The sequence below is a fragment of the Nostoc sp. FACHB-152 genome (assembly GCF_014697475.1).
Classification (GTDB): domain Bacteria; phylum Cyanobacteriota; class Cyanobacteriia; order Cyanobacteriales; family Nostocaceae; genus Nostoc_B.
In genome coordinates this window covers 126747-151348 of sequence record NZ_JACJRV010000008.1, presented here as the reverse complement: position 1 = coordinate 151348, position 24602 = coordinate 126747, and the positions used below count along the sequence as shown (strand labels likewise).

Below are 24602 nucleotides of genomic sequence, written 5' to 3'. Positions count from 1 at the left end.
CCTCGTTACTAGTATTGGTACTCGTATGCACCTATATCATATCCTCCGCCAGAAGGACGAGGTTTTTGTACATAATCTGTGTCCATAAACTTAACACCTCTGTTAATTGCTGGACTACTAGACCTTAAACGAAAGTCATTTGCTGAGGGATTAACAAACTGGGGATCGGCAATAATGTCATTAGGCCCTTTGACTAAAATATCAGAAGTTTTAGCGTTGGCGTATATATTGTAGTCAAAGGTGACATTTGTATTACCCCAGTTACTGTTCACCCTATTGTCAGGAGTAGAATAAATAATGTTATTCATAATCTTGACATCATTTGACTTACTGGTAAAAATTTGTCCATTATTAATTTCTGGACTCTGGCTATTCATATAGGCAGTGTTATTGATAATATCTACATGGTCACCTTTGAAGGTATGAATGCCTGAACCACCATTTTTATACGTAATGTTGTTAGCAATTAAGGTACGTCCTTTATATGGTGGTTCAGTGGAACCATTCTGGGTATGTTGAGTATCATCAACAATTATGCCATTACCGTCTGTCATACTCCCATATTTTATCCAAGGAATATACTGCCGATTGTGGTGGACTTTGTTGTTGAGGATAAACATCTTGTATCCTCTGTAGTTATCAATATCTATACCCTGCCCAATGGAAATGCCACTGTTCGCGTTTACAGAATACCAAGCATTATTGAATACTTCATTCCCCGCTATAGTTATATAGTCTGCTCGAACTGAACTAATCCCAGCTCCACCGCAATTATATACTTTGTTGTTCAGGATACGTATGTTGTGAGGAGTAGCACCCATTCGTCCATCAACGTAGAGACAGTTTCCGTTTGTCTGTGCGTTATTAGCGTTATACTTCTGACTCTGAGCATAACTAAGGGTAATGTTAGCATTATTTCCTTCAATCTCTAATCCTTGAACCTCAATATAAGATGCTCCTTTGCTAAGGACAATTCCATTCCATGTATTATGCTTAATTTTAGGTGAGTGTCCTGGATATGCTCTGTACTTGATCCATGCATTAGCAGTTCCAGAGCGGGTGATATTTACTACCCAACCAGGGTACATATTTGTGTAGAGTCCGTTCATAATCAAAACGGTGTCTCCTGGTTTGGTGAGATCTGCTGCTTTTTGAATGGTTCTAAAAGCGGATGAGGAAGAAAGACCATCATTGCTATCGCTTCCAGATCCACTTACATAATATGTAACTGGACTTGTTGCTGCGCTAATCAGCTTGCGGCCACGTACCATTGTTTCTTTAACATTAGAAACAGTAGAAACTTTGGAAACAGTAGATGAAGAACTTGCAAATGTCTTGGAAGATAGATTGATCCCTTGTGCATCAATTAAACTGGTCAACATCAAAGGAAGCACAAAAGATGCGCCAATACTCAAACTAATTTTCATAACAGGAAACACACTTGTATTTGATATCACCATACAAAGATACATTGAACAGTTCAGTGTGCCATCTGTGAGATTACTAAGCAACAGTGTTATTAAAAAACATTTGCTTACAAAAAATATGTATAAAATATTGCTATAAAAATACGGAGCATTTTTAATACAATGTAAATAGTGAAAAAGCTGCGTTAGTCCTAAATAGGAGGAGAATGCATAGCTTTACTATTGATTTTCAAGTTTTTACAATCTTTTTTTCACCAAACAAGAAAATATTGCTTGCAGATTACAATTAAATTGTTAAATTCTCAAATAATATTTTTATCAATACTGAGTGTCAGCCTGAGGCACTAGCTAATTAACTACAAATATCTGATAAAACAGTGTCAGAACTAACTCTTGCACATAGCCAAAGTTTGATATCCTCTTGCCAACAACGCAAATGTTGCCAGGTAGATGAATGGCTAGAATTAATGGATTTATTGGTCGTCGTGATTTTTTAAAGTTTGTCGGCTCAGGTAGTTTAGCGATCGCCGCTACGGCTATTAGTGGTAGCCTAATAGGCGCTACGCCCAAAACTGCGATTGCTGATGTTAGTCCCGTTAATCCTAATCCAGTTAACTCAAATCAGGCTTTGCAACTTTTGCTGGATGGTAATCAACGATTTATCCAATACAAACGCCAATATCCCCATCAATCATTGGCACGTTTGCAATTAGTCGCCAAAGCGCAGTACCCTTTTGCCGCTATTTTAGGTTGTGCCGACTCTAGAGTACCTGCGGAAATGATTTTCGACCAAGGGCTAGGAGATTTATTTGTTGTGCGAGTCGCTGGTAATGTTGCTAGTGATATGGCTATAGGTAGCTTGGAATATACCACAACCGTACTAGGCACACAGCTGATTGTCGTGTTAGGTCATACAAAATGCGGGGCTGTAGCAGCAGCCATTGCAAACGAACCTCTGCCTGGTAGGATTGGCTATATTGTTGAAAGCATCAAACCTGCATTCAACAGCTTAAATTCAACCGATGCAGTCATTGCTAATGTTCAATATCAGGCGAAAAAATTACAACAAAATTCGACAATATTAGCTAAATTGATCCAAGCAGGCAAACTCAAAATTGTTGGTGCTTGTTACGATATTGAGACTGGTCAAGTTAATTTCATTACTTGATTTATAGACTACATAGATGCAACAAGTTGCGTCTATGTCAAGCTTTCTTAACAAGATTTTGCTTTTAGGTTTCATACCAACTATAGAGCAAACACATACTTAACCATATTATTCTTATATGCAAGTCTAGTTTAAGTGCGATACACCATTCTGATATAGTTCAATCAATAACAAAGATTTAATATTTCTAAGTTGCATCAATAAATTTCTCTTTGCCTGAAAGACAAAGTATGCTATGGAGGGATCGCATCTTAAGGCTAGAGGAATTAATTTTATTTAGATTATGGCAACTTAGTCTCTGTTTACTTTTGGAAGTGGGGGGGGAATTGATGAGCCGGATTAATGGATTTGTTGGACGACGTAATTTTTTAAAGTTAGCAGGTGTGGGCAGCCTTGGCATTGGTGCTACAGCTGCTGCTAATGTTATTTTAAACGGAGAGCAAGCTGCTGCTCAACAACAATCTAATACTGAGAAAAAACCTCAAGCACCTAAACCAGTAGATCCTCAAGCAGCTTTAACAAGAATTCTAGAGGGCAATAAAAGATTTATAGAAGGAAGGCGCCTTAACCCAAACCAATCAAAATTGCGTTTACAAGAAACTGCTGAAGCTCAATATCCATTTGCATCTATATTAGGTTGTGCTGATTCTAGAGTACCTGCCGAAATTGTTTTTGATCAAGGATTAGGTGATTTATTCGTCGTTCGATTAGCTGGCAATGTCGCCAGCGACACAGCTATAGGTAGCCTAGAATTTGCCTCAGCTGTATTAGGCTCTCAATTAATTGTAGTTGTAGGTCATGCAAAATGTGGTGCGGTATCAGCTGCTGTTAAAGGTGATCCCCTTCCTGGTAGACTTAGCTCTTTTGTAGAGGAAATAAAACCCGCAGTAGAATCTGTTAGAAACAAAACTGGTAATTTAATAGAAAATTCTATTGCTGCTAATGTTCAATATCAAGTAGCAAAATTAACCGAAAGTTCCACAATTTTAAAAGGCTTAGTAAAAGAAGGCAAACTGAAGGTAGTCGGTGGCCGTTATGACCTTGCTACAGGTAAATTTACATTAGTAACTTAAGATAGCCTATAACTTTGTAAATAACAATTGCAAAGTGCAACCTAAACTAGGTTTTAATGAATTTAAAGTCTGAGACGGTTATGAAAATAAGAGCGGATATTTTTAGGTTTAGTATGTTTCACCCTAAAAATATCCACTCTTCTATAGCTCTCAACAAAGGAATATAAGCAATCCTTGGGATATAATGCCGCAGAATAGCATCTTGCATAAATCCTTAAGGATAATTTATTTTTTGAAAGTAACTAATTCAATGGTTGCAAATTGCTGATAGTAAGAAATAATTCTTCATCGGCAACTTGTTGATTGTAATCGATATTGATTTGCGTCGGATATCCAAGTTTAGGATCATATTTGACTGCCAGATTGGATGCCTTTCTGGCGATCGCATCCTCAATTATGCCAAACAGTTTAGGAATTGAATTATATTGTTGGAATAATTCTGCATCAACTGGGTCATTGTTGTTAACAGCAGTAACAGAAGCAACTTGACCATTACGGACTGTAATTACAACTGGTTGGGTAGCCTTGGGTACACAAAAACAACTCCTGCTAAATGTAAAGCGATAATTAGACAGCTTTTGCTGATTCCACAACTGGCGGTTAACTTTTAGCTGAGTAGAATTTGAATCACTAGGATTTTGTGTTGGTTCATTTTTTGCACCAATCCAACGCTGAGAATTAACAACAGCATCTATTTTATTTTCTAAGGCTGTTAGTGCTTGCGGTGCATTAGGTGAACCGAGGTAATGGTTCACAGTTTTCTGCTGTTTACCGATAGTGAAAGATGTGATTGCAGAAGGTAAATCTGTAGGGCCGCCTTGATAGTTATCTGACAATGAGAAATAGTTGAGCTTTTGAAATTCTGCAACTAATCTTTTAACTGCTTGAGGACTAATTCTGGCTGTTCTCTTACCTACAACTTTAACAAAACGCTGTCCTTCGTAGACTACCCTACCATCACCAAATATGGTAATTTTATAGATTGGGCAAGCACCAAAACACGCCGTTCTTTCCAAAGTAATAATGCTTGATTGGAGCTTTTTGTTATTATTGTTAAAGATTTGTTGAGTGGTATTTTGTGCAGTGAGTTGGGGTAACTGTACTGTAGATTGCGCTAATACCTGAGCATTAAAAATTAAGGATACAAGTAAGCCTGTACCCATTACGATAGGCGATCGCATATAAATTCCTGATAAACTAATGAATTAGTCTGATAGACAGAACTAATTACAAAAAGTTTCCGATGTTAGCTGATATACCCAACATCAGCAGATCAGCCGCTCTTTGAGTGCGATCGCCTATAATAAGCTTTTGGATTTATAAGTTACTGCTTGAAGAAGGAAATACGGGGTAAGAAGTAGATTTATTTATAACTTATTTCAGACTGCTACACTCATTATTCTTGTTTTTTAGCAATATTTTTGGTTTGAACTTAGACAATAGCAAAAATACAAAGCCACATAATATTAACGGTACTGAAGTTGTAGGTTCTGGAACAGATTGAAAATTGGTTCCAGGCACATAAGGTAATTCATTGAATGGGATATCACCGAATAAGCTGCTGAAAAACTGATCAAGTTGATTAGATATATTACTGTTATCCCCGTCAGTACCTCTAAAAAGGATGAGTCGGTTAAACGTCTCAGTTTCAGAACTATCAAATTTACTAGTTAGTGGCAGAAAATCTTGACCTATTTTTCCTACCAGAGCGTTAATTAAACTATCAACATCGCTTTTCTGGTTTTGGAATAATGAATTTAAATTTTCAGCATTACCATTAACACCAATTGTTGTGTTATTACCCTCTAATAGCCTAACACCATTACCTACAATTGTGTTGTCATTGGTAAAAACCCAATTGCCATTACCTACAATTGTGTTATTTTTACCAAAATCCCAGTTGCCATTACCAAGGGTTTTATTGCTGCTACCAAATTGCCAATTACCATTACCTAAAGTAGTATTATTAGTTCCCTCATCCCAATGCCAGTTACCATTACCAACTGTTGTATTGCCACTACCAAAGTTCCAATTACCATTACCAACGGTTTGATTACTTTTACCAAATTGCCAATTGCCATTGCCTAAAGTGGCATTGTTATTACCCTCATCCCAATGCCAGTTACCATTACCAACTATTGTATTGTTGCCGCCAAACTTCCAATTGCCATTGCCAATTGTGGTGTTATTAGTATTAAAGTTCCAGTTGCCATTGCCAATCGTGGCATTGTCACTGCCATAAGTTGAGTTGAAATTTCCAATAATTGCGTTGTTATTACCAAAATCTCGGTTGCCATTACCAACAGGTAAATTATTTGCATTAAAAGGTGGCGTACCTACATTAAATAGATTGCCGCCTCCAATAAATTGAGGTAATTTACCACTTGTAAATGGGCTATTACTACCATTAAAGAAGTCGTCGCCTAAAACTAATTTCAAGCGACCAAAAATTAGTTGCTCAAACCGACTACCACCATCACTGACAAAAGGGTTAATTCCACCAGGAAGGGTACTGGGACTTGTAAAAGGATTGCTAACGCCTTCTGGTATATATTGACCTATATCTGACAGATTTCCAAAAGGCGATCGCTGAGGCACACTGCCATTATTGCTAGTAAAAGGATTACTTGAACCGAATGGGTTGACAGCAGATTCTTCCATCAGCTTTAATCTCCTATTTTGACTTCAAATATTTTTTATAACAGCAGTATTTTCTACTTAGATTAAGATTTTTAATAGATTATTTTCTTATTCTTGGATAATATTTTTATATTTTTTTAAATTTGTTCTTATTAAATATATCTCAAGCAAATCTATTATATTTTTAATTATTAAGCAATGATTTATTTTTTGATATACATAACATTTTTTTGCTTTTTTACCCGTAGATTTATATCAATAATCCAACAGTAGAGTTGTTACAGTAATCAATCACAGGAAATGAAACCGTAGTTAAACACAACCATTTCACAGTTCATGATTTATGTTTAACTGCGGTTTTTTAGAAAGATTCTATTGACTACTGCTAAGAAGCAAACGGGAAACTACTACCATCTGCGAAAGGATTACCACTACTGTCCACCTGCAAAGGGGTTGCCACCACTTGCAAAGGGGTTGTTACCGCCTCCCAAGGGGTTGTTACCGCCTCCTAAGGGGTTGCCACCACCTGCAAAGGGGTTGTTACCGCCTCCCAAGGGATTGCTACCACCTGCAAAGGGGTTACTACCGCCTCCAAAGGGATTGTTACCGCTTGCACCACCTGGCACGGGACTGCCGCTACCAGTTGAAGGATTGCTGGGAATCTGATTGAGAGGAGTCCAAGGGTTCTTACCGCCAGTCAACGCGCTGCCTGGAGCATTTGGATCACCAAAGCTAGCGAAGGGGCTTTTGCTATCAGTTGAAGGATCGCTGGGAATCTGATTGAGAGGAGTCCAAGGGTTCTTACCGCCAGTCAACGGACTGCCTGAAGCATTTGGATCACCAAAGCCTGCGAAGGGGTCGCTACCACCGCTTGTACCGCCTGTGGAAGGGTTGCCACCACCAGTTAAAGGATCGCTAGCACCCTTAGGGATAGCTGCCCAAGGGTTCTTACCACCAGTCAACGGACTGCCTGGAGCATTTGGATCGCCAAAGCCTGCAAAGGGATTACCACCATATGGGCCTTCACTGGCATTTGGTGCGCTACCACCAGGGCCAAAGGGATTTCCAGCACCACCAGCAGATTGGGCGAAAGATTTGCTGATATCTTCTGGTTTTACACCTGGAATATCTAGCAAAGCACCAAAGGGTGATTGACGAAGGAGTTCTTCATTTTGATTAGATGGGTTGCTACTAGCATTACTTGAATCTGCCATTAGAAATACTCTCCTATTTCGTAGTTAAAAAAATCATTGCTCCTGGAATATTAAATGGAGCGGTTACAACAAAAATCCAGGGTTAATTGTTGAATTTGTACAGTAGAAATTCCACTTTTTATTTATGGAATTGTATGAAATAATGCTTGGTTTTGTAATAAACAACCTGTGAATAATGCTGTTTATAGACATAATATTAGATAGAAAAATTTATATTTGCAATGATAAATATTTAGATATTTTTTAACTAATTTAATAACTAATTTTGTAGGTAAAAAAGAAATTAAAATTTGATTTAATAGCATCTATAAAAATTATTATTTAATAAATATCTAAGTGTTTGGTTAATATCAATTAGATTTAAAGAGAAAACGTAGGGCAGGAGACAATAGCAGTCAATGGAGAATTTTGCCCTACGTATTTTATTTGTATGCAGGTGATCAAAACTAAATAGCAGTAACCAAAGCAGGCTGTGGCCAACGTCCAACTACTTTGCCAATTATTGACATTTCATGTGATAAACGATCAAATTTCTCAGGAGTTAAAGATTGTGGCCCATCTGATAAAGCTTTAGCTGGATTAGGATGAACCTCAATCATTAACGCATCTGTACCTGCGGCGATCGCAGCGAAGGCCATAGAAGGTACATATTCAGATTTACCTGTACCATGACTGGGATCAATCATGATTGGTAAATGAGTGAGCGATCGCAATACTGGAATGACTGACAAATCTAATGTATTGCGAGCATATTTACTATCAAAAGTTCTAATACCACGCTCACACAAAATAACATTTGGATTTCCAGCTGCGAGGATATATTCTGCTGCCATCAACCACTCATCAATTGTGCAAGACATCCCACGCTTGAGCAGCACAGGTTTATCTTGTGCGCCTACTTTTTTCAACAACGAGAAGTTTTGCATATTTCGCGCACCTATTTGAATTACATCAGCCACTCTTGCTAATGCTGGTAAATCGGCAGCATCCATCAGTTCTGTGATGATACCCAAACCTGTTGCTTCACGGGCTGCTACTAACAAATCTAAAGCACTCTCACCATACCCTTGGAAAGCATAAGGTGAGGTGCGAGGTTTGTAAGCTCCACCACGTAGGAACTTAGCACCAGCTGCCTTAACGCGCTTTGCCGTCTCAACAATCATTTCCTCATTCTCAACAGAACAAGGCCCAGCTACCACTACTATCGGATGCTGCTCACCGATATAGACATCACCATTAGGCGTAGGTACAACAACCTCGCTGGCTTCTCCATAGCGAAATTCTCGACTAACCCGCTTGAAAGGTTTTTCCACACGCAATACTTGCTCAATCCAAGGACTGAACTCTTGAATTTGCATCCGATCCATAGTAGAAGTATCGCCAATCATCCCCAAGATGACTTTATGTGCGCCGACACTTTTTTCGACTGTGACACCCCAAGTGTCTCTCAAACCTTCGCTGATGCGAGTAATTTCGTCAGTAGGTGTACCACTTTTAAGTACTACAATCATCTTTTTTTCCTTCGTATAGTTAACAAACAAGAGTTATAAGTAATGACCAAATTTTTGTGGGATGGGTGTCCTCACCCTTTCCATATTCATGGCGGGCAGAATGCCTACCCCACAAGATGAAGATGGATAATTTATGTTTGGGAATTGCTATTAAGATTTAGTGCAAAAAGGCTGCCAGTTGTTCTAACTTCGTCCAAGCAGCACCACTTTGAAGAACTTCTTTAGCTAAAGCAATGCCTTTGATACAAGCTTCGGAAATGTCTGTTGTCCCTTCTATTGCTTCACCGACTTGCAACGCTAAAGCTGTATTCAAAGCGACTACATCTTGCTGTGCTTGAGTGCCTTTTCCTTGGAGAACTGCCTTTAAGATTTCGGCATTTTCTTCCACATCGCCACCGCGCAATGCGCCCGTTGGTGCAGAATTTAAACTCAGTTCTTCAGCATTAATGGTCAGACAACTAATTTTTCCGTCTTGAAGTACAGCTAAATCTGTGACATCAGCCAAGCCAGCCTCGTCTAACCTTTCTCTGCCGTGGAGGGCGATCGCTCGTCTACATCCCAACTGTGATAAGGCTTGAGCGATTTCTTCGATTAACAATGGGTCATTCACACCAATAATTTGCCCTGTCGGACGCAGAGGATTAACCAAAGGCCCAAGCAAATTAAAAATAGTCCGCACCTTCAGCGTTTTTCGCAAGTCAGCAACCGCCTTGAGTGCTGGATGCCAACCAGGAGCAAATAAAAAGGTAATGCCTACTTCACCAACGGCTGCTTGTACCTTTTCGGGATTGGCGTTAAGATTTATCCCCAAAGCTTCTAAGACATCAGCAGAACCAGTCTTGCTAGATGCAGAACGATTACCATGCTTGGCAACCTTTACCCCTGCGGCTGCGGCCACAAAAGCCACAGCTGTAGAGATATTAAAAGTAGAAGCACCATCTCCACCAGTACCGCAAGTATCAATTAGGGGAGTAGAAAGTTGAGAGTTGGGAGTAGAAGCAGAAGATTGAGATTGTAAGACACTGGCCATGCCTACTAGTTCTTCAGACGAGATGCCTTTGGTTTGAATCGCCGCTAAGATTGCGCCTGATAAGACAGGGGGAATGGCATCTGTCAGCCAACCGTGCATTAAATCTGTAGCTTGGTCAACTGTGAGCGATTGCCGTTTGAGCAACTGTTGTAATATCCCTGGCCAGTCAGAAGAGGTAGGAATGGCAGGAATAGATGGGGTTTGAATTATAGCTACCATGATTAGTTAATGGTTAAGATATTTAGCGACAGTTTGAACATCCTTATCACCTCTACCAGAGCAGTTGATCACAATGCGTGGACTGCCTTCTAATTGTGGACAGAGGGTTTCTAAATAGGCGATCGCATGGGATGTTTCCAAAGCCGGAATAATCCCTTCTAGTTGTGAAAGTCGTTGGAATGCTTCTAGTGCTTCTTCGTCAGTAACGCTGTAATATTCAGCGCGACCTAAATCCTTTAAATAACTATGCTCAGGCCCAACACCTGGATAGTCCAATCCAGCACTAATTGAATGAGCTTCGATAACTTGACCATCATCATCTTGCAAAATGTAGCTCATTGCACCGTGCAGAACTCCAACCCTACCTAGCGTCAGAGTCGCAGCGTGTTTTTCTGTATTGACACCTTCTCCTGCTGCTTCCACACCAATTAGACGCACAGAAGATTCATGAACAAACTCATGGAACAATCCAATTGCATTAGAACCGCCACCTACACAAGCCAAAAGAATATCTGGTAGTCCGTTCCATTTCTCTTGAGCCTGTACGCGAGTCTCTTTGCCGATGATGGCGTGAAAGTCTCTGACGAGCATGGGATAAGGATGTGGGCCAGCTACAGAACCTAAGATATAATGGGTTGTTTCAACATTCGTTACCCAATCTCGAATAGCTTCTGATGTAGCATCTTTGAGAGTGCCAGTACCAGCTTCCACAGGACGCACTTCTGCCCCCATCAGCTTCATCCGAAACACATTCAGGGCTTGCCGTTCCATATCATGGATGCCCATATAAATCACGCATTCCAAACCGAACCGCGCACATACAGTTGCAGTCGCTACCCCATGCTGACCTGCGCCAGTTTCAGCAATGATGCGTTGCTTACCCATCCGCTTGGCTAATAATACTTGCGCCAATGCGTTATTAATTTTGTGTGCGCCTGTATGATTTAAATCTTCCCGCTTTAAATAAATTTGTGGGCCAGTGCCATCTGGTCTAGCGTAGAGTGCTGTTAGACGTTCAGCAAAGTATAACGGGCTAGGTCTTCCCACATAGTCGCTGAGTAAATTTTGTAACTCAGTTTGAAAGCTGGCATCGTTACGATATTTTTCAACGGCGGCTTCCAACTCACTTAAGGCGGGCATTAAGGTTTCAGGAACGTATTTACCGCCGAATTTACCAAATCTACCTAATAAATCAGGTTGGGCTGTATTTTTGATATCTGGAGTACTGACCACTGTTTGATTCCTTTTATAATTGCGAATTGCGAGTTGTTAATTGCGAATTGGTATGACGCTTTTGCCGCGAAATAACGAGCATTGCCGCCAGACTGCACAAAGCGAATATAGAACCAGATTCTGGAACAGATTGCAATGTATCGTAGGTATAACCTAGTTTTTTGTAATCCAGAACATCTACAGGTCTGACTAAATCATTAGCATCAAAGTCTGGTAGTAAAGATAATAAATCTCCTAACTTTGTCGCTTTGGGTGTAGACATACCATCGTCCCAAGGCCACATCAGGTCATTAAGATTGTGTCCATAAGGCTGACCGTCAGCAGGGTAATATAAACTACCTTGATGTCCGTCTTCCTGCCATTCAGCCCACAAACGGTCTACATTCGCATGATGCAACCAAAACACGGGGTCGTATGGGGAACTAGGAATATTGCTCATAGTTCCCAAGCCTTTAAAACTCACAGGTCTTGTGCTGAGGTCTAGCTGCACTCCACCTACTAACCCATGAATATAGTTATGTGTAAAGCCGCCTGGAATAATCTTACCTTGTTCATCTACAGTGATAAATCCCTCTAAAGCAGTGCGAAATAGAGAATAATCATTAATCGCCATGACACGATCAATATCTCTTTGCGGCAGGGGATAATCACTAGCTGGAGGTACGCGCAAAAAGCGTACAAGTGACGTGCCTAAAGACTTTTCTGCTGTTGGGTCGAAATTCAATTGGGGGTTAAGCACCCAACCGTTAGCAACTGAAAAAGCACCAGATTGAACAGGCCCACCTGTAAAGCTACCAAATTTAGGGATATTGATAGTTACTCCTTGACCGTTGGGACTAAGAAAGTCATCATTAAAAATGACATCCAACGCTTCCGCATCAGTCCAATCCCAATAAGGTAGGGTAACAGTGGAGTCTACATTTTGTAGAGCTTCTTCAAATCTATTTATATACTCTCTATGCCAAGGTAAAAAAGCAGTATTTTCATGAGCCAGTTCTTGAGTTGAACTTGAATGGCCTTCATGATTATGAATTAAGCGGGTCGCTCCCAAATGGATAGCAATAAACTGGTCGTAAATACTAATCTGATTACCTGGTAGAGTAGTATTTTTTAAAGTTTTAATAGCGTTGACTAGAGCTTGTTTATCAGTTGAAGTAAGGCTAGTAACGCTCTTTCTCACTTTGAGGTGAGTATGTTGTTGTGGTGTCTCGTGATGCTCCTTATGCTCTGTGTGGTCAATGCTATTGTGAGCAAAAGCTGGCAGTGCTATCGCATTAGTTGCAACTATGCTAGAAATTAATACCTTAAAGGATGTTTGCAAGATTTTCATTGCTCTAATTTAAGACACCTAGCACTGAACTTACTGCACGACAAGACTAAAAGAGTGCATTATAGGATAAGCTCTCTAGCCTGTCCAGTGCAGGCAGAATGCCCACACTAAAAGAGTTATGCGCTCACGCTGTTACTGGTTGCGAGGCTGGTGCAATTGCCGCTTTAAGTTCTTTACACAATTGTTCTACGGCTGGCAGCCCTTCGGTTGGGCTACCTTCGGCAAGGCGTTTGACGAAGGCACTACCGACGATGACTGCATCTGCACCCCATTCTTTAACTTGATGGGCTTGTTCTGGTGCAGAAATGCCAAAGCCTACGCCAATTGGTTTATCGGTGACGCTGCGTAAGTCTGTTAGTAAGTGTTCTACACGGTTTTGGATTTGAGAACGCATCCCAGTAACGCCTGTAACACTTACTAAATAGATAAAGCCTTGAGATTGACGTGCGATCGCATCAATTCTATCTCTAGAACTGGTAGGAGCTACAAGTAAAATCACATCAATGTTAAAAGTAGCCGCAGTTTGGATTAATTCTTCTGCTTCTTCTAAGGGTAAGTCTGGGACTACCAAACCTTTGACCCCAACCGCAGCGATTGTTTGTAAAAATGGCTCAATGCCGCGATGCAAAATTGGATTGTAGTAAGTAAATAAAATGATGGGTGCTTTGATGCTAGGACTTACTTCTGCCAACATCTCTAGCACTTGCTCTAATTTTGTGCCGCGTTGCAAGGCGCGGGTTGCAGCCGCTTGAATTACGGGGCCATCTGCTAAAGGATCAGAATAAGGTACGCCCAACTCAATGAAATCAGCACCATTACGGTCTAAGATGCGTAAAGCTGCGGCGGTGGTGTTTAAGTCAGGGTCGCCAGCTGTGATAAAAGGAATCAAAGCACATTGTTGGCGATCGCGTAAAGTTTGAAAATGGTCAGAAATAGTAGTCATTATGAATTATTTAAGTAATAAACTCTGCACAGCTTGTTCTATATCAGGTTGTTTAACTAATGACTCACCAACTAAAACAGCCCTAGCACTAACTTCAGCAACAAAAGCTAAATCAGCAGGTGTATAAATTCCCGATTCACTCACAACGGTGATTTGGGAGTTTTGTATTTGTTCTTGTCTTTGTGTTAAAAGCTGTTGGGTTGTTTTTAAATCAACCGTAAAATCTTCAAGGTTGCGGTTGTTAATTCCCAACAAACGTAGTCCGTTTAGCTTTAACACGCGATCTAGTTCAGCCAAAGTGTGGACTTCTACTAGCGCATTCATACCCAAGTCATGAATGAGTTGTAAAAAGTCTTGGAGTTCTTGGTCTGAGAGGATAGCAGCAATTAACAGCACTGCGTCTGCACCTGCTGTCCGTGCTAGATAAATTTGGTAGGGATCAATAACAAACTCTTTGCAAAGTAGAGGTAATGATACTTGCGATCGCACTTTACGCAAGTTATCAAAGCTACCTTGAAAGAACTTTTGGTCAGTGAGAACCGATAGACAAGCTGCACCACCTTTTTCATAGGCTTGAGCGATCGCTATGGGGTCAAAGTCAGCCCGAATAACACCGCGACTTGGCGATGCTTTTTTGACTTCGGCAATTAAACTGGGATGTTTGGGATGTTGTTGTAAAGCCTTCAAAAAATTTCGCACAGTCGGCGCAGCAGCTAACTGCTGTTGCAAAGCAGACAAAGATAGTTCTTGCTGCATCTGTGCAACTTCTTGACGTTTATACAAAACTATTTCGTCAAGGATATGCCGAGGAGGGGCAATTTGGTTTGTCATAAGCGGGAAAGGAAGGGAAAGGAAAATGACAAGTAACTATTGACTATTGACCAATGACCAATGACTCTTTAGTTTGCGTGTAAGACCGCACCACATTTTTAATAATCGCCATACCTACTTCTCCGGCTAAGGTCATGATTGATTCTGGATGAAACTGTACAGCAGCTATGGGAAGGGTCTGATGTTCGATACCCATAATTACTTCATCCTCAGAAATGGCTGTCACCTTCAATTCTTTTGGCAAGCGTTGCGGTAAGGCAAATAATGAATGATATCTGCCGACAGTAAAGGATTCTTGTAAGCCTTTGAACATTACAGAATCGGCATCTGTGACAAAAACACGGGATGATTTACCGTGCTGGGGATAGTTCAGCACGCCTAACTCTCCACCGAAAGCTTCGACGATGCCTTGTAATCCTAGACACACACCAAAAATAGGAATTTGCCGACGAATACAGGCAGCAACAGTCTCAGGGACTTTAAAATCATGTGGTCTACCAGGGCCAGGAGACAAAACTACTAAATCTGGGCGTTCTGTATCAAAAACTGACTCAGGAAAGCCATGACGGAGTGTGGTGACGCTGGCACCTGTAGAACGAATGTAGTTAGCTAGGGTGTGAACAAATGAGTCTTCATGGTCAACTAGTAAAATGCGTTTACCAGTTTGAACATCAGGGACGGATTTGCTCAAATTTGCACCAATACACTCTTCTATTTTGATATCTGTTAGCTTGGCACGCCGAATAGTTTCAAATAAAGCTGCGCCTTTCGTGATGGTTTCTTGTTCTTCTGCTTGTGGGATAGAATCATACAACAGAGTTGCACCAACTCGCACTTCGGCTATGGAATCCTTTAAGCGGATGGTTCGCAGAATTAAACCAGTGTTTAAATTACCGTTGAAATTTAAATAACCAACTGCACCACCATACCAACGTCTAGCAGTGCGTTCATGCTGTTCGATAAATTGAATTGCTGCCCGTTTAGGTGCGCCTGTAACTGTAACTGCCCAGGTATGGCTGAGAAAGGCATCTAAAGCATCAAAATCTGGTCGCAATATGCCTTCTACATGGTCTACTGTATGGATTAAGTGGCTATACAATTCAATTTGGCGACGACCGATAACTCTGACTGAACCAGGTTCGCAGATGCGAGATTTGTCATTGCGGTCTACGTCAGTACACATGGTCAACTCTGATTCGTCTTTGTGAGAGTTGAGTAAGGAACGAATTTGTACAGCATCATCTATGGCATCTTGTCCACGGGTAATTGTGCCACTAATCGGACAAGTTTCTATACGCCGACCTTCAACTCTGACAAACATTTCTGGTGATGCACCAATTAAATATTCGCCACCTAAATTGAATATAAATCCGTAAGGGCTAGGATTAATTTGCTTTAAGGTTTCAAATAATTTACTGGGTTGTTCTTCACAGCTTGTGAAAAAGTTTTGACTGGGAACTACTTCAAATAAGTCACCTCGACGGAAGTAATCAAGAGCAAATTCAACTTGTTTAGCATACTCACCTACTTGATGATCTGCATTTTGAGTAGGTGTTAAACGTTGACCTCGATAATCAACAGACTCACCTGTACGTGGCAGATTATAAGTGCTACCGTATGCTGTAATAAAATCGTACTCTAATCTAAATGCTTGTTGCTGATAGTAATCGACAACTATCAGTTCATCTGGCAAATATAGGACTAAATCTCGTTGATCTGAAGGGCGTTCTAAGTGATGAGAGATTGGTTCAAATTGAAATACTAAGTCGTAGCCAAATGCACCATACAATCCTAAATGTTCGTCTTCTTGGCTATAAAATGTATGGAGAATTTCTCGAACAACTGTAAATGTTGAAGGTTGTTTACTACGTTCTTCTTCAGTAAAGCATTTTTGTGTCTGCTTAACTGAACCAGCTATATAGTTTTGATTTTGAGTGAGATTTTCCAGTTCTTGTAATTTACTTAAACGCTCATGCAGCAGGGCTAAGAGTATCTGACCACGCTCGTTTAAGGCTGTGAGAGTGAAAGTATTTTCTCTTGTAGTTAATTCTAATGGTGGGTTGATAAATCCAATTGCCCATCGCTTATATCTCCCTGGATATTCGTAGCTGCTGGTTAACAAACCTCCTCGCTGAGAGTTGAGATAGAAAAGAATTTCTTCAACGGCAGTCTCCATTTTCACTTTTGTCACTGAGCGAGAGACGCGTACATTATCCAAGGTTGTGTAGGAATAGGAATCGGTAATCATAAATATTTATTTAGATTTGCAGGAAACAACTTGGAAAAATGGGAAAATTATCAAAGTTGAGAATTTCTCATTTATTTTCTGTATGGTTTTTAGATGTGGTGTAGCTAGCAAAAATCATACTTCTCTATTTAGCCTACTCAATAAACAGTGGCTAATGAATGAATAATTTTTCGCATAAAGTTACATTTTATTTGTGTTTGATATAATTTTGTTTTTAAGAATACAAAATCAGTTTTTAAATTTTTTGCAAGCTTCCTGAAGAGAGAGATTTATTAGTTTTTATTTCTACCAAAAGGCGGGTGTTTTATTTCATATTTAAATGTTCCAAAATTAACTGACAAACACTAGTAGCGGGTATAGATGAGGAATCAAGTAATCCAGTTTGTTGGGTAATTAACAATGGCCCCTCAGATGGCGAAGGGGGAAGACAACCGTGAGAACCGCGCACTAAAGAAGCATCTAAAGGAATCACATCCATTAAGTAGCGGAACCCAAGTTTTTTGGCTAAAAGTTTAGAACCAATTTTTAGTTTAGGAAATTTGATTTCAGGGTCGATGAAAAGTTCTACAGGGTCATAACCTGGTTTGCGATGAATATCGACAGTTCTGGCAAAATCAGGCGCGCGATGATCATCAAGCCAGTAATAATAAGTAAACCAAGCGTCTGGTTGTGAAACTGCAACTAACTCGCCTGAACGAGAATGGTTGAGATGATAGGTTGATTTTTCACTGTCGTCTAGAACGTATGCAACTCCTTCGGTTTCTTCAAGGAGCGATCGCACTTTCGGGATATAAAATGGATCATTAACATATACATGGGCTAGTTGATGATCTGCAACTGCAAAGGCTTTACTTGCGCCAGCATCTAGCAGTTCGCGTCCCAGTTCTTCACGCACTGTTAGCAAGCCGTTTTCCCGCAGGACACGATTAAGATGAATTGGTTTAGATACTGATGTAATACCGTATTCTGATAAAACAATAACTTGTGCGCCACGATTTTCGTAATATTGAATTAAATCGCTGCAAACTGCGTCAATTTCTTGTAAATCTTTAGCTACTTTATCTGCGTCTGGGCCGAATTTTTGTAAGCAGTAGTCTAGATGTGGTAAATAAATTAGGGTTAGGGTTGGATTATGGCATTCTTCGACAAATTTGGCTGAGTCTGCAATCCATTGAGTGGATAGAATTGAGGTGTTAGGCCCCCAGAAGTTGAACAGAGGAAATTGACCTAGCTGAGATTGAAGTTGCGATCGCAAATTTTCTGGTTGAGTATATATATCTGGTAGTTTTCTCCCATCTGCTGGGTACATCGGTCGGGGAGTCACAGCATAGTCAACCGAGGAGTACATATTGTACCACCAGAATAAGTTGGCGCAGGTAAAGTTGGGGTCTAGTTGTTTGGCAATATCCCAGATTTTGGGAGACTGAACTAGTTTGTTAGACTGTCGCCAAAATTTAACTTCACACTCATCTCGAAAGTACCAACCGTTAGCGACAATTCCATGTTCGTCGGGTGTTTTACCTGTGAGGTATGTTGCTTGAACTGTACAGGTGACAGCTGGTAAGACGGGTTCGATGGGTACGGCTTTTCCGGTGGATGTCCAACGGGAAAGGAAGGGTGTGTGTTGACCTATCAGGTTGGGAGTTAAGCCGACTACGTTGAGGATGACTGTTTTTTGCATACGAACCGCAAAGGACGCTAAGGACACGAAGGAAGAGTTGAGTTAAGAAACCAAACAAATGACCAAGGACAAATGACGATCTTAACTAGGAACTAATTGTTTTGCTAATAAGTTTGTAAGAACCCATTCATATTCACGTTGAATGGAGGCTGGTAAGTCTAATTTCATTTCATCGGGTAAGACTTCCCAAGTGTAGGTTTCGATTTCTAGGTGGTTGCAAAAAGGATGCTTTTGCAGCAGGTTTAAAACGTTTACAATATCGTCTTGAGTTGATTGTAATAGTTGATAATCACGCACGAATATGGGAACGTGGAAGTGAATTCGCCACTCTTCATCTGTATTTTTTGCTAGGTTTGGTAAGGCATTCTCTAAGTCTGAGTAGTGAATTAGTCTGTTATTTTGTGCGCGTGCAATTACTTGATGTAAATATGTAGATTCAGCAAAGTGTTGTAACTTTTCTAAGATTAATTGACGTTGTGGTGAATCTTTGGGTATATTGACTTGTAATGCAGCACTTATTTGGATTTTACTGATTTTGATTCCCGCAGTTTGGAATTTTTGTAAAACTGAGATGGGGTCTTCGTACTCTACAGCAAAATGGCAGGTGTCATAACACACACGCACATGATCTAAGATGTATTGTTCGGCAGTTTCTTGAAGAATGCCTAATTGCTGACTTAAATAATCTCCACCAATGGGTAATAAGTGCTTTTGAAAATAATCAACTACTTCGTCTGCGTTTTCTATTAAGCCGTCCGGTTCGGGTTCTAAGCCTAGATGTATGAGTTGTCCTTGTTCAGTTCGGATGCGTACCATTTGTTCTACTAGCTGTGCTATGTGAAGGCTAGCAGTATTCATTACTGATGCTTGAACAAATTGATTTCCTTCAAACCAAGGTTTATAAGATAGCGGCAATGTAGAAATGCTACCTTCTATATCTGGAGGTAACAATTGGGCAAGAATTTGCATTAGTTGTAATGTATAGTCTAAGCGTTCTTGCTTTGTCCAATCTGGTGCATAAACTTGGTCTTTTACGATTTGTCGATGAAATTGTCCGTAGGGAAAGCCGTTTAATGTAAATACGTATAAGTCTTGTTCAGTTAACCATGATTTAAACTGAGACAATGTATTTTCTTGCAGTAATTCTTTAGCTGCTACGGATGCTAAACGTAATCCAATACCAAATGGTTTATTGGGTGATAGTTTTGCTTTTAATGGTGGTATATATTGCTGGAGGTTAGCAAAGACTTGTTGCCATTCTTCGCCGGGGTGAATGTTGGTGCAGTAGGTTAGGTGAAGGTTGTTGTCGGTTCCTATTTTCATTTTTTAGACCAAGATGATTTTTTTAACGTAGACGCGCAAGCGGCTTGCCGCAGGCTACCGCCGAGACGCAGAGAACGCAGAGAAGATTTAGGATTGCTTTAGACTTATTATTGTTTTTCAAACTCACGCAACAGGGATGTAGCTTGTTTGTACAAGGAAATATCTACTTCGTGAACTTCAATTCCTTTACCAATATGTTGCAGTAGGGTGATGGTTAATTCGCCACCTAAGTGTTCGCGGAATTCTGTTAAACCTCGGAATAAACAACGGGAATTGTTGATAGATGATTGGGCGGCTAGTTCAGGTATATATAAGGTGAAACCGAGTGCAGAAAGTGTGTTTAATATTTTTTGCAAGTCTGTATGAGACAGCATTCCTAAAAGATAAGAATAGGTGCTATCTAAAGCAATACCAATTGCTACTGCTTCGCCATGTCTTAATTTATAATCTGTTAATTGTTCTAGTTTATGGGCTGCCCAATGTCCAAAATCTAAGGGACGAGATGAACCCATTTCAAAAGGATCGCCTGCTGTGGCAATATGTTCTAGGTGTAATTGGGCGCAACGATAAATAAGTTGTTGCATAGCATCCATGTCTCGACGGGCAAGGGCTGTGCTATGGTCATGAATAAAATTAAAGAAGTTAGCATCTTTAATTAGTGAGACTTTGATGGCTTCGGCAATTCCAGAACGCCAATCGCGATCGCATAATGTACTCAAGAAGGCGAAATCGTTAATTACAGCGTAGGGTGGGGCGAATGTACCCAAAAAATTCTTTTTACCAAAGGCGTTGATACCGTTTTTCACGCCTATTCCAGAGTCATTCTGCGCTAACACTGTTGTCGGAATACGGATGAGGCGAACTCCTCGGTGTGCGGTTGCAGCTGCATAGCCTACTAAATCTAAAACTGCACCGCCGCCAATTCCTAACAGATAAGAATGACGACATATTCCAGCCGTTTCAATTAATTGCTGAATTTGCTCTAATAATTTTGGATCATTTTTTGCAGCTTCTCCACCAGGAACTACCATCGGTTCAGCAGCTAGTATCAGCACTTCGGCATAGAAGTTTGTATAGTTTGTTAATTGCGCGGCTAAGTTCGGCCAAAATTCTAATAATCCGGCATCAACTACAGCTATGATTTTTTTAGGTTTCTTTTCACCATCAGCTGCGATCGCCTGTGCTAAAGTAGGATTTTTTAAATCGAATATATTATTAGTAAATTGAACTTCGTAGTTAAAAGTAACTGCAACTCTTTGCTGAATAGCTTGAATGTTAAACTTAGTTCTTTTGTTAATATCAACTATCATATTTTTGCTTCCATTATTACAGCACGATTAAAAGCTTAGATAAATAATTTTCCTGAGGCAGAACTTTAAAAACGTCAATCAGCATAAAATTAGAAAATTAATCTTATTTTTTGCCGACTTATAAAGATGCACCTACCTAGATAAAACCTCCGCGTAACTTTGCGTTAAACTCAGCGTAACTCTGCGTTAAAAAAGCACATAACCCTGATTATTTTCTGACATCAGCTATTTTTTTGAAAAAATACTTGCGTACTTTCAAACTCTTTAATTAACGCCTCTCTGTCTTTCTTTTTTACCAACTTTGCCAAACGGCTATAGGTATGAGCTAAAGATTTAATTGCTTCGCATCTTTCCTCTGTCGCTAACATAATGTCTACACACAATTGAGGATTTTGGCGAAACAAACGTTTTAAAATGTCAATTTCTTGGCAATAACTAGGAGATGAAATTGATAAACTGCGTTCTAAATCAATATTGGCTTCTGCTAGAAAAACCCCTAGACTTAATCTACAAAAATGCTGCGTTGCTTGAATATACACCATCATACGATCGTGTTCTTCTGGTGTGCAGGTAATTAATTCTGCCCCTTGATTTTTCAGAAAGTCTAATAGCCATTGAAATGATTCATGATGTCGTCCAGGGCATACTACTACTTTTTGAGAACAAAAAGATTTGACACTCGGCCCAAACATTGGGTGTAACCCCAGGACAGGGCCAGAATGATGAGCCAACATTGCTTGATATGGCTGAGTTTTAATACTGGTAATGTCGCACAAAGCTATATCCGGAGATAAATATTTAGCTGCACGTTTAATAACATCAACCGTATATTTAATAGGAACACTGACTAATACTAAATCTGTCTGGTTTAAAAGTTGTCCTGCATATTCCCAATCTTCTTGTTCGAGAATATTTACTTTATGACCTACTTCTAAAAGTTGTTCTCGAAATAATCGACCCATCCGCCCATGTCCACCGATAATAGTAATTTGTCGGGGTTTGACATGATTGATTGATGTCAATTCTGGGTTAAATGAGGATTGTAAAACCATATGCCAGTCTCCAATTTTCAAATATCAGCAACTGATTCCTTGGGACTCAATTCAGGCAATACTTCTAAGTTTGTGGCGCGGCTGGCAATAATATCAGCAAATAGCTGTTCATATTTATCCAACGCTTGTTCAAAAGCATAATTTTCGACAGCAAATTTTCTGCCTTGATGCCCTAGCTGTGCTGCAAGTTGAGGATTTTCATATAACTTCAGCACAGCTAGGGCTAAAGCCTCTGGTGACTCTGGAGGGACAACAATACCGCCGCCACTTTTACGAATAGCTTTTGCAGCCGTACCCGTTGCCGGAACTGAACCGATAATTGGGCGATCACTTGCTAATAGCAGTGGTATTTTAGAAGGCATATTGAAGGAAATTACATTCTGCTTCTGCACTACTAACCCCACATCAGCTGCGGCTAACATTTGTGGTATCTTTTCTCTAGGTTGTAACGGTAACAACACAACATTATCTGCACCACAATCAACACAATATTGTTGTAATCTTTCTAAAGCTTTGGCTTCACCGGCAATTACAAAGGCAATTTCTTTGATATGACGCAAGTTAGCTGCGGCTTTAATTACTGTCTCTAAACCTTGGGTTAACGCAATATTGCCTGAATAAAGCACCACAAATTTATCGTCAAGGTTGTGTGCTGTTCTCCAAGGGTTATTTTCTTTAGGTAAAGGCTTGATAAAATTTAAATTTACCCAATTAGGAATGCAGGCAATTTTTTCAGCAGGTACTCCTTTACTGAGCAAATTATCTACAAAACCATCAGCAATCACACTGATAGTATTAGCAGCACGATAGGCAAATTTTTCTAGGGCTTCAAAAGCCTTAATCATCAATTTATTTTTAATCAGCCCCACCCGCACGGCAGCTTCAGGCAAAATATCTTGCACATTTAATACTACTGGACAGTCATACAACCAACCTAACAAAGTCGCAGGTACAGTCACTAACAAAGGCGGAACTGTTAAAAGAATTACATCTGGCCGTTCACCTTTAAGAGCTTGAGGCAAGCTAGTTAAAACAAAGCTTAACTCTAACAGAAGCCGATCTATCAGATTTGGTTTAGACTTAATCCGCAGATAACAACGCTGGACAGTAACACCATTTCTTTCTTCGGTGACATACCACTTACCTTGGTATTCATCGTAGATGCGGCGTTCGGGATAGTTAGGCATACCTGTAACCACCCGCACTTGATGACCTCTTTTAACTAGTCCTTCTGCGAGTTCTGTCATCAAGGGTGCAATGCCAATTGGTTCTGGATGGTAGTTGTAAGAATAAATGAGAATGTGCATGAGCTATTAATCTTTCTTAAAAGCACCTGGCTAATAAAGGGCGTGGGGGGCAGGGGAGAAGTATTATTATTGTTTCTAGCCTCTAGTCTCTAACCTTGAGCATCCTATTTTCAAGTCACCGCAAAAATTTGAGCCAAAATCATAGAAATTGGCAGAAGGCTCAAAACTAGCACGCCGTAGAGTAAGCCAGCAAAACCCGCAGCTAAAGTTGTATCTAAAATAATTAGTGATAACACTCCGGCTCTAACGGCAAGGCGAATTTGCTCTGGGTTAGGTTGGCGCGCTGCTTTGATAAAAGGCAGCAAAACACGGAAAGCCAAAAATACTAGGAATGGTAAGGCAGTAATAACTTGATAATCTGTCAGCAATCCCAATCCCAAAAGCCCGACAAGAACTGCCATAATCAACAATACTGCAACTATGCCAGTGCTGAGTTTGGCTCCATGTACTTCACCTCGACTGAGGGCGGTAATTGCTGCAATATAAACGATGGGGATTAAAGCTAAAAACCAGTAATTTTCTAGCATTGCGGGTACAACACTTACACCCAGCAATAAGTTACCGCCTCGACAAAGCCCCATATTGATCGGGCCGAGAATCGGGTGATGTTTAGCGATCGCATCATACAATAAAGCAGATGTGGCAATGGCGATCGCTAATATCCCACTCAACAACGAAACTTGCACCGCCGCCATTACACCCACACTCAACAGCAAACTTCCTAATAAAGCCGCTCCCATCCGAGAAGCCCTACCACTCGGAATTGGTCTTTCCGGGCGTTCTTGGGCATCTAATTGGGCATCAAATACATCGTTAAATACAATGCCACCACCATATAAGCCAGTTGTCGCTAACAATAACCATAACAGTGGTGTTTGATTAGAGTGCAAAAAGTACCCTGAAGCCGCGAACCCAGCCATAATATCTGCCCAGGCGGTGATAATATTGGCAGGCCGGAGTAATTGCAGGTATGCCCAGAGGCGGGATGAGTTTAAGGTGGCGGTGTTCATGATTTTTACTCACGCAGAGGCGCAGAGAGGAAGGGAGTTATGGAATTACGAA

Annotated in this window: 19 protein-coding genes; 2 read left to right on the top strand and 17 right to left on the bottom strand. The window is 40.4% G+C overall.

The annotated features are described in order from the left end of the window. Positions 1 to 8: 8 nt before the first annotated feature. Positions 9 to 1427: a choice-of-anchor Q domain-containing protein gene (locus H6G76_RS10000; protein ID WP_190699168.1), complete on the bottom strand. Its 1419-nt coding sequence runs from the start codon at positions 1425 to 1427 to the stop codon at positions 9 to 11. A 454-nt stretch (positions 1428 to 1881) separates the two neighbouring features. Between H6G76_RS10000 and H6G76_RS09995 the strand changes: the two genes are divergently transcribed. Continuing rightward, on the top strand, positions 1882 to 2595 hold the full coding sequence (locus tag H6G76_RS09995) for a carbonic anhydrase (RefSeq protein ID WP_190699165.1): 714 nt from the start codon (positions 1882 to 1884) through the stop codon (positions 2593 to 2595). A gap of 329 nt (positions 2596 to 2924) precedes the next feature. Beyond that, positions 2925 to 3668, top strand: coding sequence for a carbonic anhydrase (locus H6G76_RS09990; protein ID WP_190699162.1), 744 nt, complete (start codon positions 2925 to 2927; stop codon positions 3666 to 3668). A 242-nt stretch (positions 3669 to 3910) separates the two neighbouring features. Here the strand turns inward: H6G76_RS09990 and H6G76_RS36560 are convergent, their stop codons facing one another. From H6G76_RS36560 to eboC, 16 genes are all read right to left on the bottom strand, one after another. Continuing rightward, positions 3911 to 4849: a DUF6174 domain-containing protein gene (locus H6G76_RS36560; RefSeq protein WP_199337314.1), complete on the bottom strand. Its 939-nt coding sequence runs from the start codon at positions 4847 to 4849 to the stop codon at positions 3911 to 3913. A 193-nt stretch (positions 4850 to 5042) separates the two neighbouring features. Beyond that, the gene (locus H6G76_RS09980; protein WP_190699159.1) at positions 5043 to 6329 is read right to left on the bottom strand and encodes a hypothetical protein; all 1287 of its coding nucleotides are present in this window, start codon (positions 6327 to 6329) and stop codon (positions 5043 to 5045) included. 410 nt (positions 6330 to 6739) lie between these two features. Continuing rightward, positions 6740 to 7522, bottom strand: a complete 783-nt coding sequence (locus H6G76_RS09975) for a hypothetical protein (protein WP_190699156.1) — start codon at positions 7520 to 7522, stop codon at positions 6740 to 6742. Positions 7523 to 7968: 446 nt separating this feature from the next. Next, positions 7969 to 9033 carry a 3-deoxy-7-phosphoheptulonate synthase gene (gene aroF / locus H6G76_RS09970; RefSeq protein WP_190699153.1) on the bottom strand — a complete coding sequence of 355 codons (1065 nt, stop codon included), beginning with the start codon at positions 9031 to 9033 and terminating at the stop codon, positions 7969 to 7971. A 157-nt stretch (positions 9034 to 9190) separates the two neighbouring features. Continuing rightward, on the bottom strand, positions 9191 to 10282 hold the full coding sequence (gene trpD, locus H6G76_RS09965) for an anthranilate phosphoribosyltransferase (protein WP_190699149.1): 1092 nt from the start codon (positions 10280 to 10282) through the stop codon (positions 9191 to 9193). Between the two features lie 6 nt (positions 10283 to 10288). Continuing rightward, positions 10289 to 11515, bottom strand: coding sequence for a tryptophan synthase subunit beta (gene trpB, locus H6G76_RS09960; protein ID WP_190699145.1), 1227 nt, complete (start codon positions 11513 to 11515; stop codon positions 10289 to 10291). Between the two features lie 13 nt (positions 11516 to 11528). After that, complete coding sequence (locus tag H6G76_RS09955) at positions 11529 to 12845, bottom strand: tyrosinase family protein (protein ID WP_190699142.1); 1317 nt, start codon at positions 12843 to 12845, stop codon at positions 11529 to 11531. 124 nt (positions 12846 to 12969) lie between these two features. Continuing rightward, complete coding sequence (gene trpA / locus H6G76_RS09950; RefSeq protein WP_190699140.1) at positions 12970 to 13788, bottom strand: tryptophan synthase subunit alpha; 819 nt, start codon at positions 13786 to 13788, stop codon at positions 12970 to 12972. 6 nt (positions 13789 to 13794) lie between these two features. Then, a complete protein-coding gene (trpC, locus tag H6G76_RS09945) occupies positions 13795 to 14619 on the bottom strand; it encodes an indole-3-glycerol phosphate synthase TrpC (protein WP_190699137.1) in 825 nt (274 codons plus the stop codon). A 43-nt stretch (positions 14620 to 14662) separates the two neighbouring features. Beyond that, complete coding sequence (locus H6G76_RS09940) at positions 14663 to 16867, bottom strand: anthranilate synthase (RefSeq protein WP_190699134.1); 2205 nt, start codon at positions 16865 to 16867, stop codon at positions 14663 to 14665. A gap of 304 nt (positions 16868 to 17171) precedes the next feature. After that, positions 17172 to 18548, bottom strand: coding sequence for an alkaline phosphatase family protein (locus H6G76_RS09935; RefSeq protein ID WP_190699131.1), 1377 nt, complete (start codon positions 18546 to 18548; stop codon positions 17172 to 17174). An 81-nt stretch (positions 18549 to 18629) separates the two neighbouring features. After that, the gene (eboE, locus tag H6G76_RS09930) at positions 18630 to 19871 is read right to left on the bottom strand and encodes a metabolite traffic protein EboE (protein ID WP_190699129.1); all 1242 of its coding nucleotides are present in this window, start codon (positions 19869 to 19871) and stop codon (positions 18630 to 18632) included. A gap of 107 nt (positions 19872 to 19978) precedes the next feature. Next, positions 19979 to 21181, bottom strand: a complete 1203-nt coding sequence (locus H6G76_RS09925; protein ID WP_190699126.1) for a 3-dehydroquinate synthase — start codon at positions 21179 to 21181, stop codon at positions 19979 to 19981. 221 nt (positions 21182 to 21402) lie between these two features. After that, the gene (gene tyrA, locus H6G76_RS09920; protein ID WP_190699123.1) at positions 21403 to 22233 is read right to left on the bottom strand and encodes a bifunctional chorismate mutase/prephenate dehydrogenase; all 831 of its coding nucleotides are present in this window, start codon (positions 22231 to 22233) and stop codon (positions 21403 to 21405) included. Positions 22234 to 22250: 17 nt separating this feature from the next. Continuing rightward, complete coding sequence (locus H6G76_RS09915; RefSeq protein ID WP_190699121.1) at positions 22251 to 23540, bottom strand: glycosyltransferase family 4 protein; 1290 nt, start codon at positions 23538 to 23540, stop codon at positions 22251 to 22253. Positions 23541 to 23650: 110 nt separating this feature from the next. Beyond that, a complete protein-coding gene (eboC, locus tag H6G76_RS09910) occupies positions 23651 to 24550 on the bottom strand; it encodes a UbiA-like protein EboC (RefSeq protein WP_190699118.1) in 900 nt (299 codons plus the stop codon). Between the last annotated feature and the right edge of the window lie 52 nt (positions 24551 to 24602).

What these genes read in the sequence shown, in the direction of transcription:
- trpC (WP_190699137.1), bottom strand. Translation starts at nt 14,619, where the DNA reads ATGACAAACCAAATTGCCCCTCCTCGGCATATCCTTGACGAAATAGTT.
- H6G76_RS09925 (WP_190699126.1), bottom strand. Translation starts at nt 21,181, where the DNA reads ATGATAGTTGATATTAACAAAAGAACTAAGTTTAACATTCAAGCTATT.
- H6G76_RS09995 (WP_190699165.1), top strand. Translation starts at nt 1,882, where the DNA reads ATGGCTAGAATTAATGGATTTATTGGTCGTCGTGATTTTTTAAAGTTT.
- trpA (WP_190699140.1), bottom strand. Translation starts at nt 13,788, where the DNA reads ATGACTACTATTTCTGACCATTTTCAAACTTTACGCGATCGCCAACAA.
- H6G76_RS09975 (WP_190699156.1), bottom strand. Translation starts at nt 7,522, where the DNA reads ATGGCAGATTCAAGTAATGCTAGTAGCAACCCATCTAATCAAAATGAA.
- H6G76_RS09990 (WP_190699162.1), top strand. Translation starts at nt 2,925, where the DNA reads ATGAGCCGGATTAATGGATTTGTTGGACGACGTAATTTTTTAAAGTTA.
- aroF (WP_190699153.1), bottom strand. Translation starts at nt 9,033, where the DNA reads ATGATTGTAGTACTTAAAAGTGGTACACCTACTGACGAAATTACTCGC.
- eboC (WP_190699118.1), bottom strand. Translation starts at nt 24,550, where the DNA reads ATGAACACCGCCACCTTAAACTCATCCCGCCTCTGGGCATACCTGCAA.
- trpD (WP_190699149.1), bottom strand. Translation starts at nt 10,282, where the DNA reads ATGGTAGCTATAATTCAAACCCCATCTATTCCTGCCATTCCTACCTCT.
- eboE (WP_190699129.1), bottom strand. Translation starts at nt 19,871, where the DNA reads ATGAAAATAGGAACCGACAACAACCTTCACCTAACCTACTGCACCAAC.
- tyrA (WP_190699123.1), bottom strand. Translation starts at nt 22,233, where the DNA reads ATGGTTTTACAATCCTCATTTAACCCAGAATTGACATCAATCAATCAT.
- H6G76_RS36560 (WP_199337314.1), bottom strand. Translation starts at nt 4,849, where the DNA reads ATGCGATCGCCTATCGTAATGGGTACAGGCTTACTTGTATCCTTAATT.
- H6G76_RS09935 (WP_190699131.1), bottom strand. Translation starts at nt 18,548, where the DNA reads ATGCAAAAAACAGTCATCCTCAACGTAGTCGGCTTAACTCCCAACCTG.
- H6G76_RS10000 (WP_190699168.1), bottom strand. Translation starts at nt 1,427, where the DNA reads ATGAAAATTAGTTTGAGTATTGGCGCATCTTTTGTGCTTCCTTTGATG.
- H6G76_RS09955 (WP_190699142.1), bottom strand. Translation starts at nt 12,845, where the DNA reads ATGAAAATCTTGCAAACATCCTTTAAGGTATTAATTTCTAGCATAGTT.
- H6G76_RS09980 (WP_190699159.1), bottom strand. Translation starts at nt 6,329, where the DNA reads ATGGAAGAATCTGCTGTCAACCCATTCGGTTCAAGTAATCCTTTTACT.
- H6G76_RS09940 (WP_190699134.1), bottom strand. Translation starts at nt 16,867, where the DNA reads ATGATTACCGATTCCTATTCCTACACAACCTTGGATAATGTACGCGTC.
- H6G76_RS09915 (WP_190699121.1), bottom strand. Translation starts at nt 23,540, where the DNA reads ATGCACATTCTCATTTATTCTTACAACTACCATCCAGAACCAATTGGC.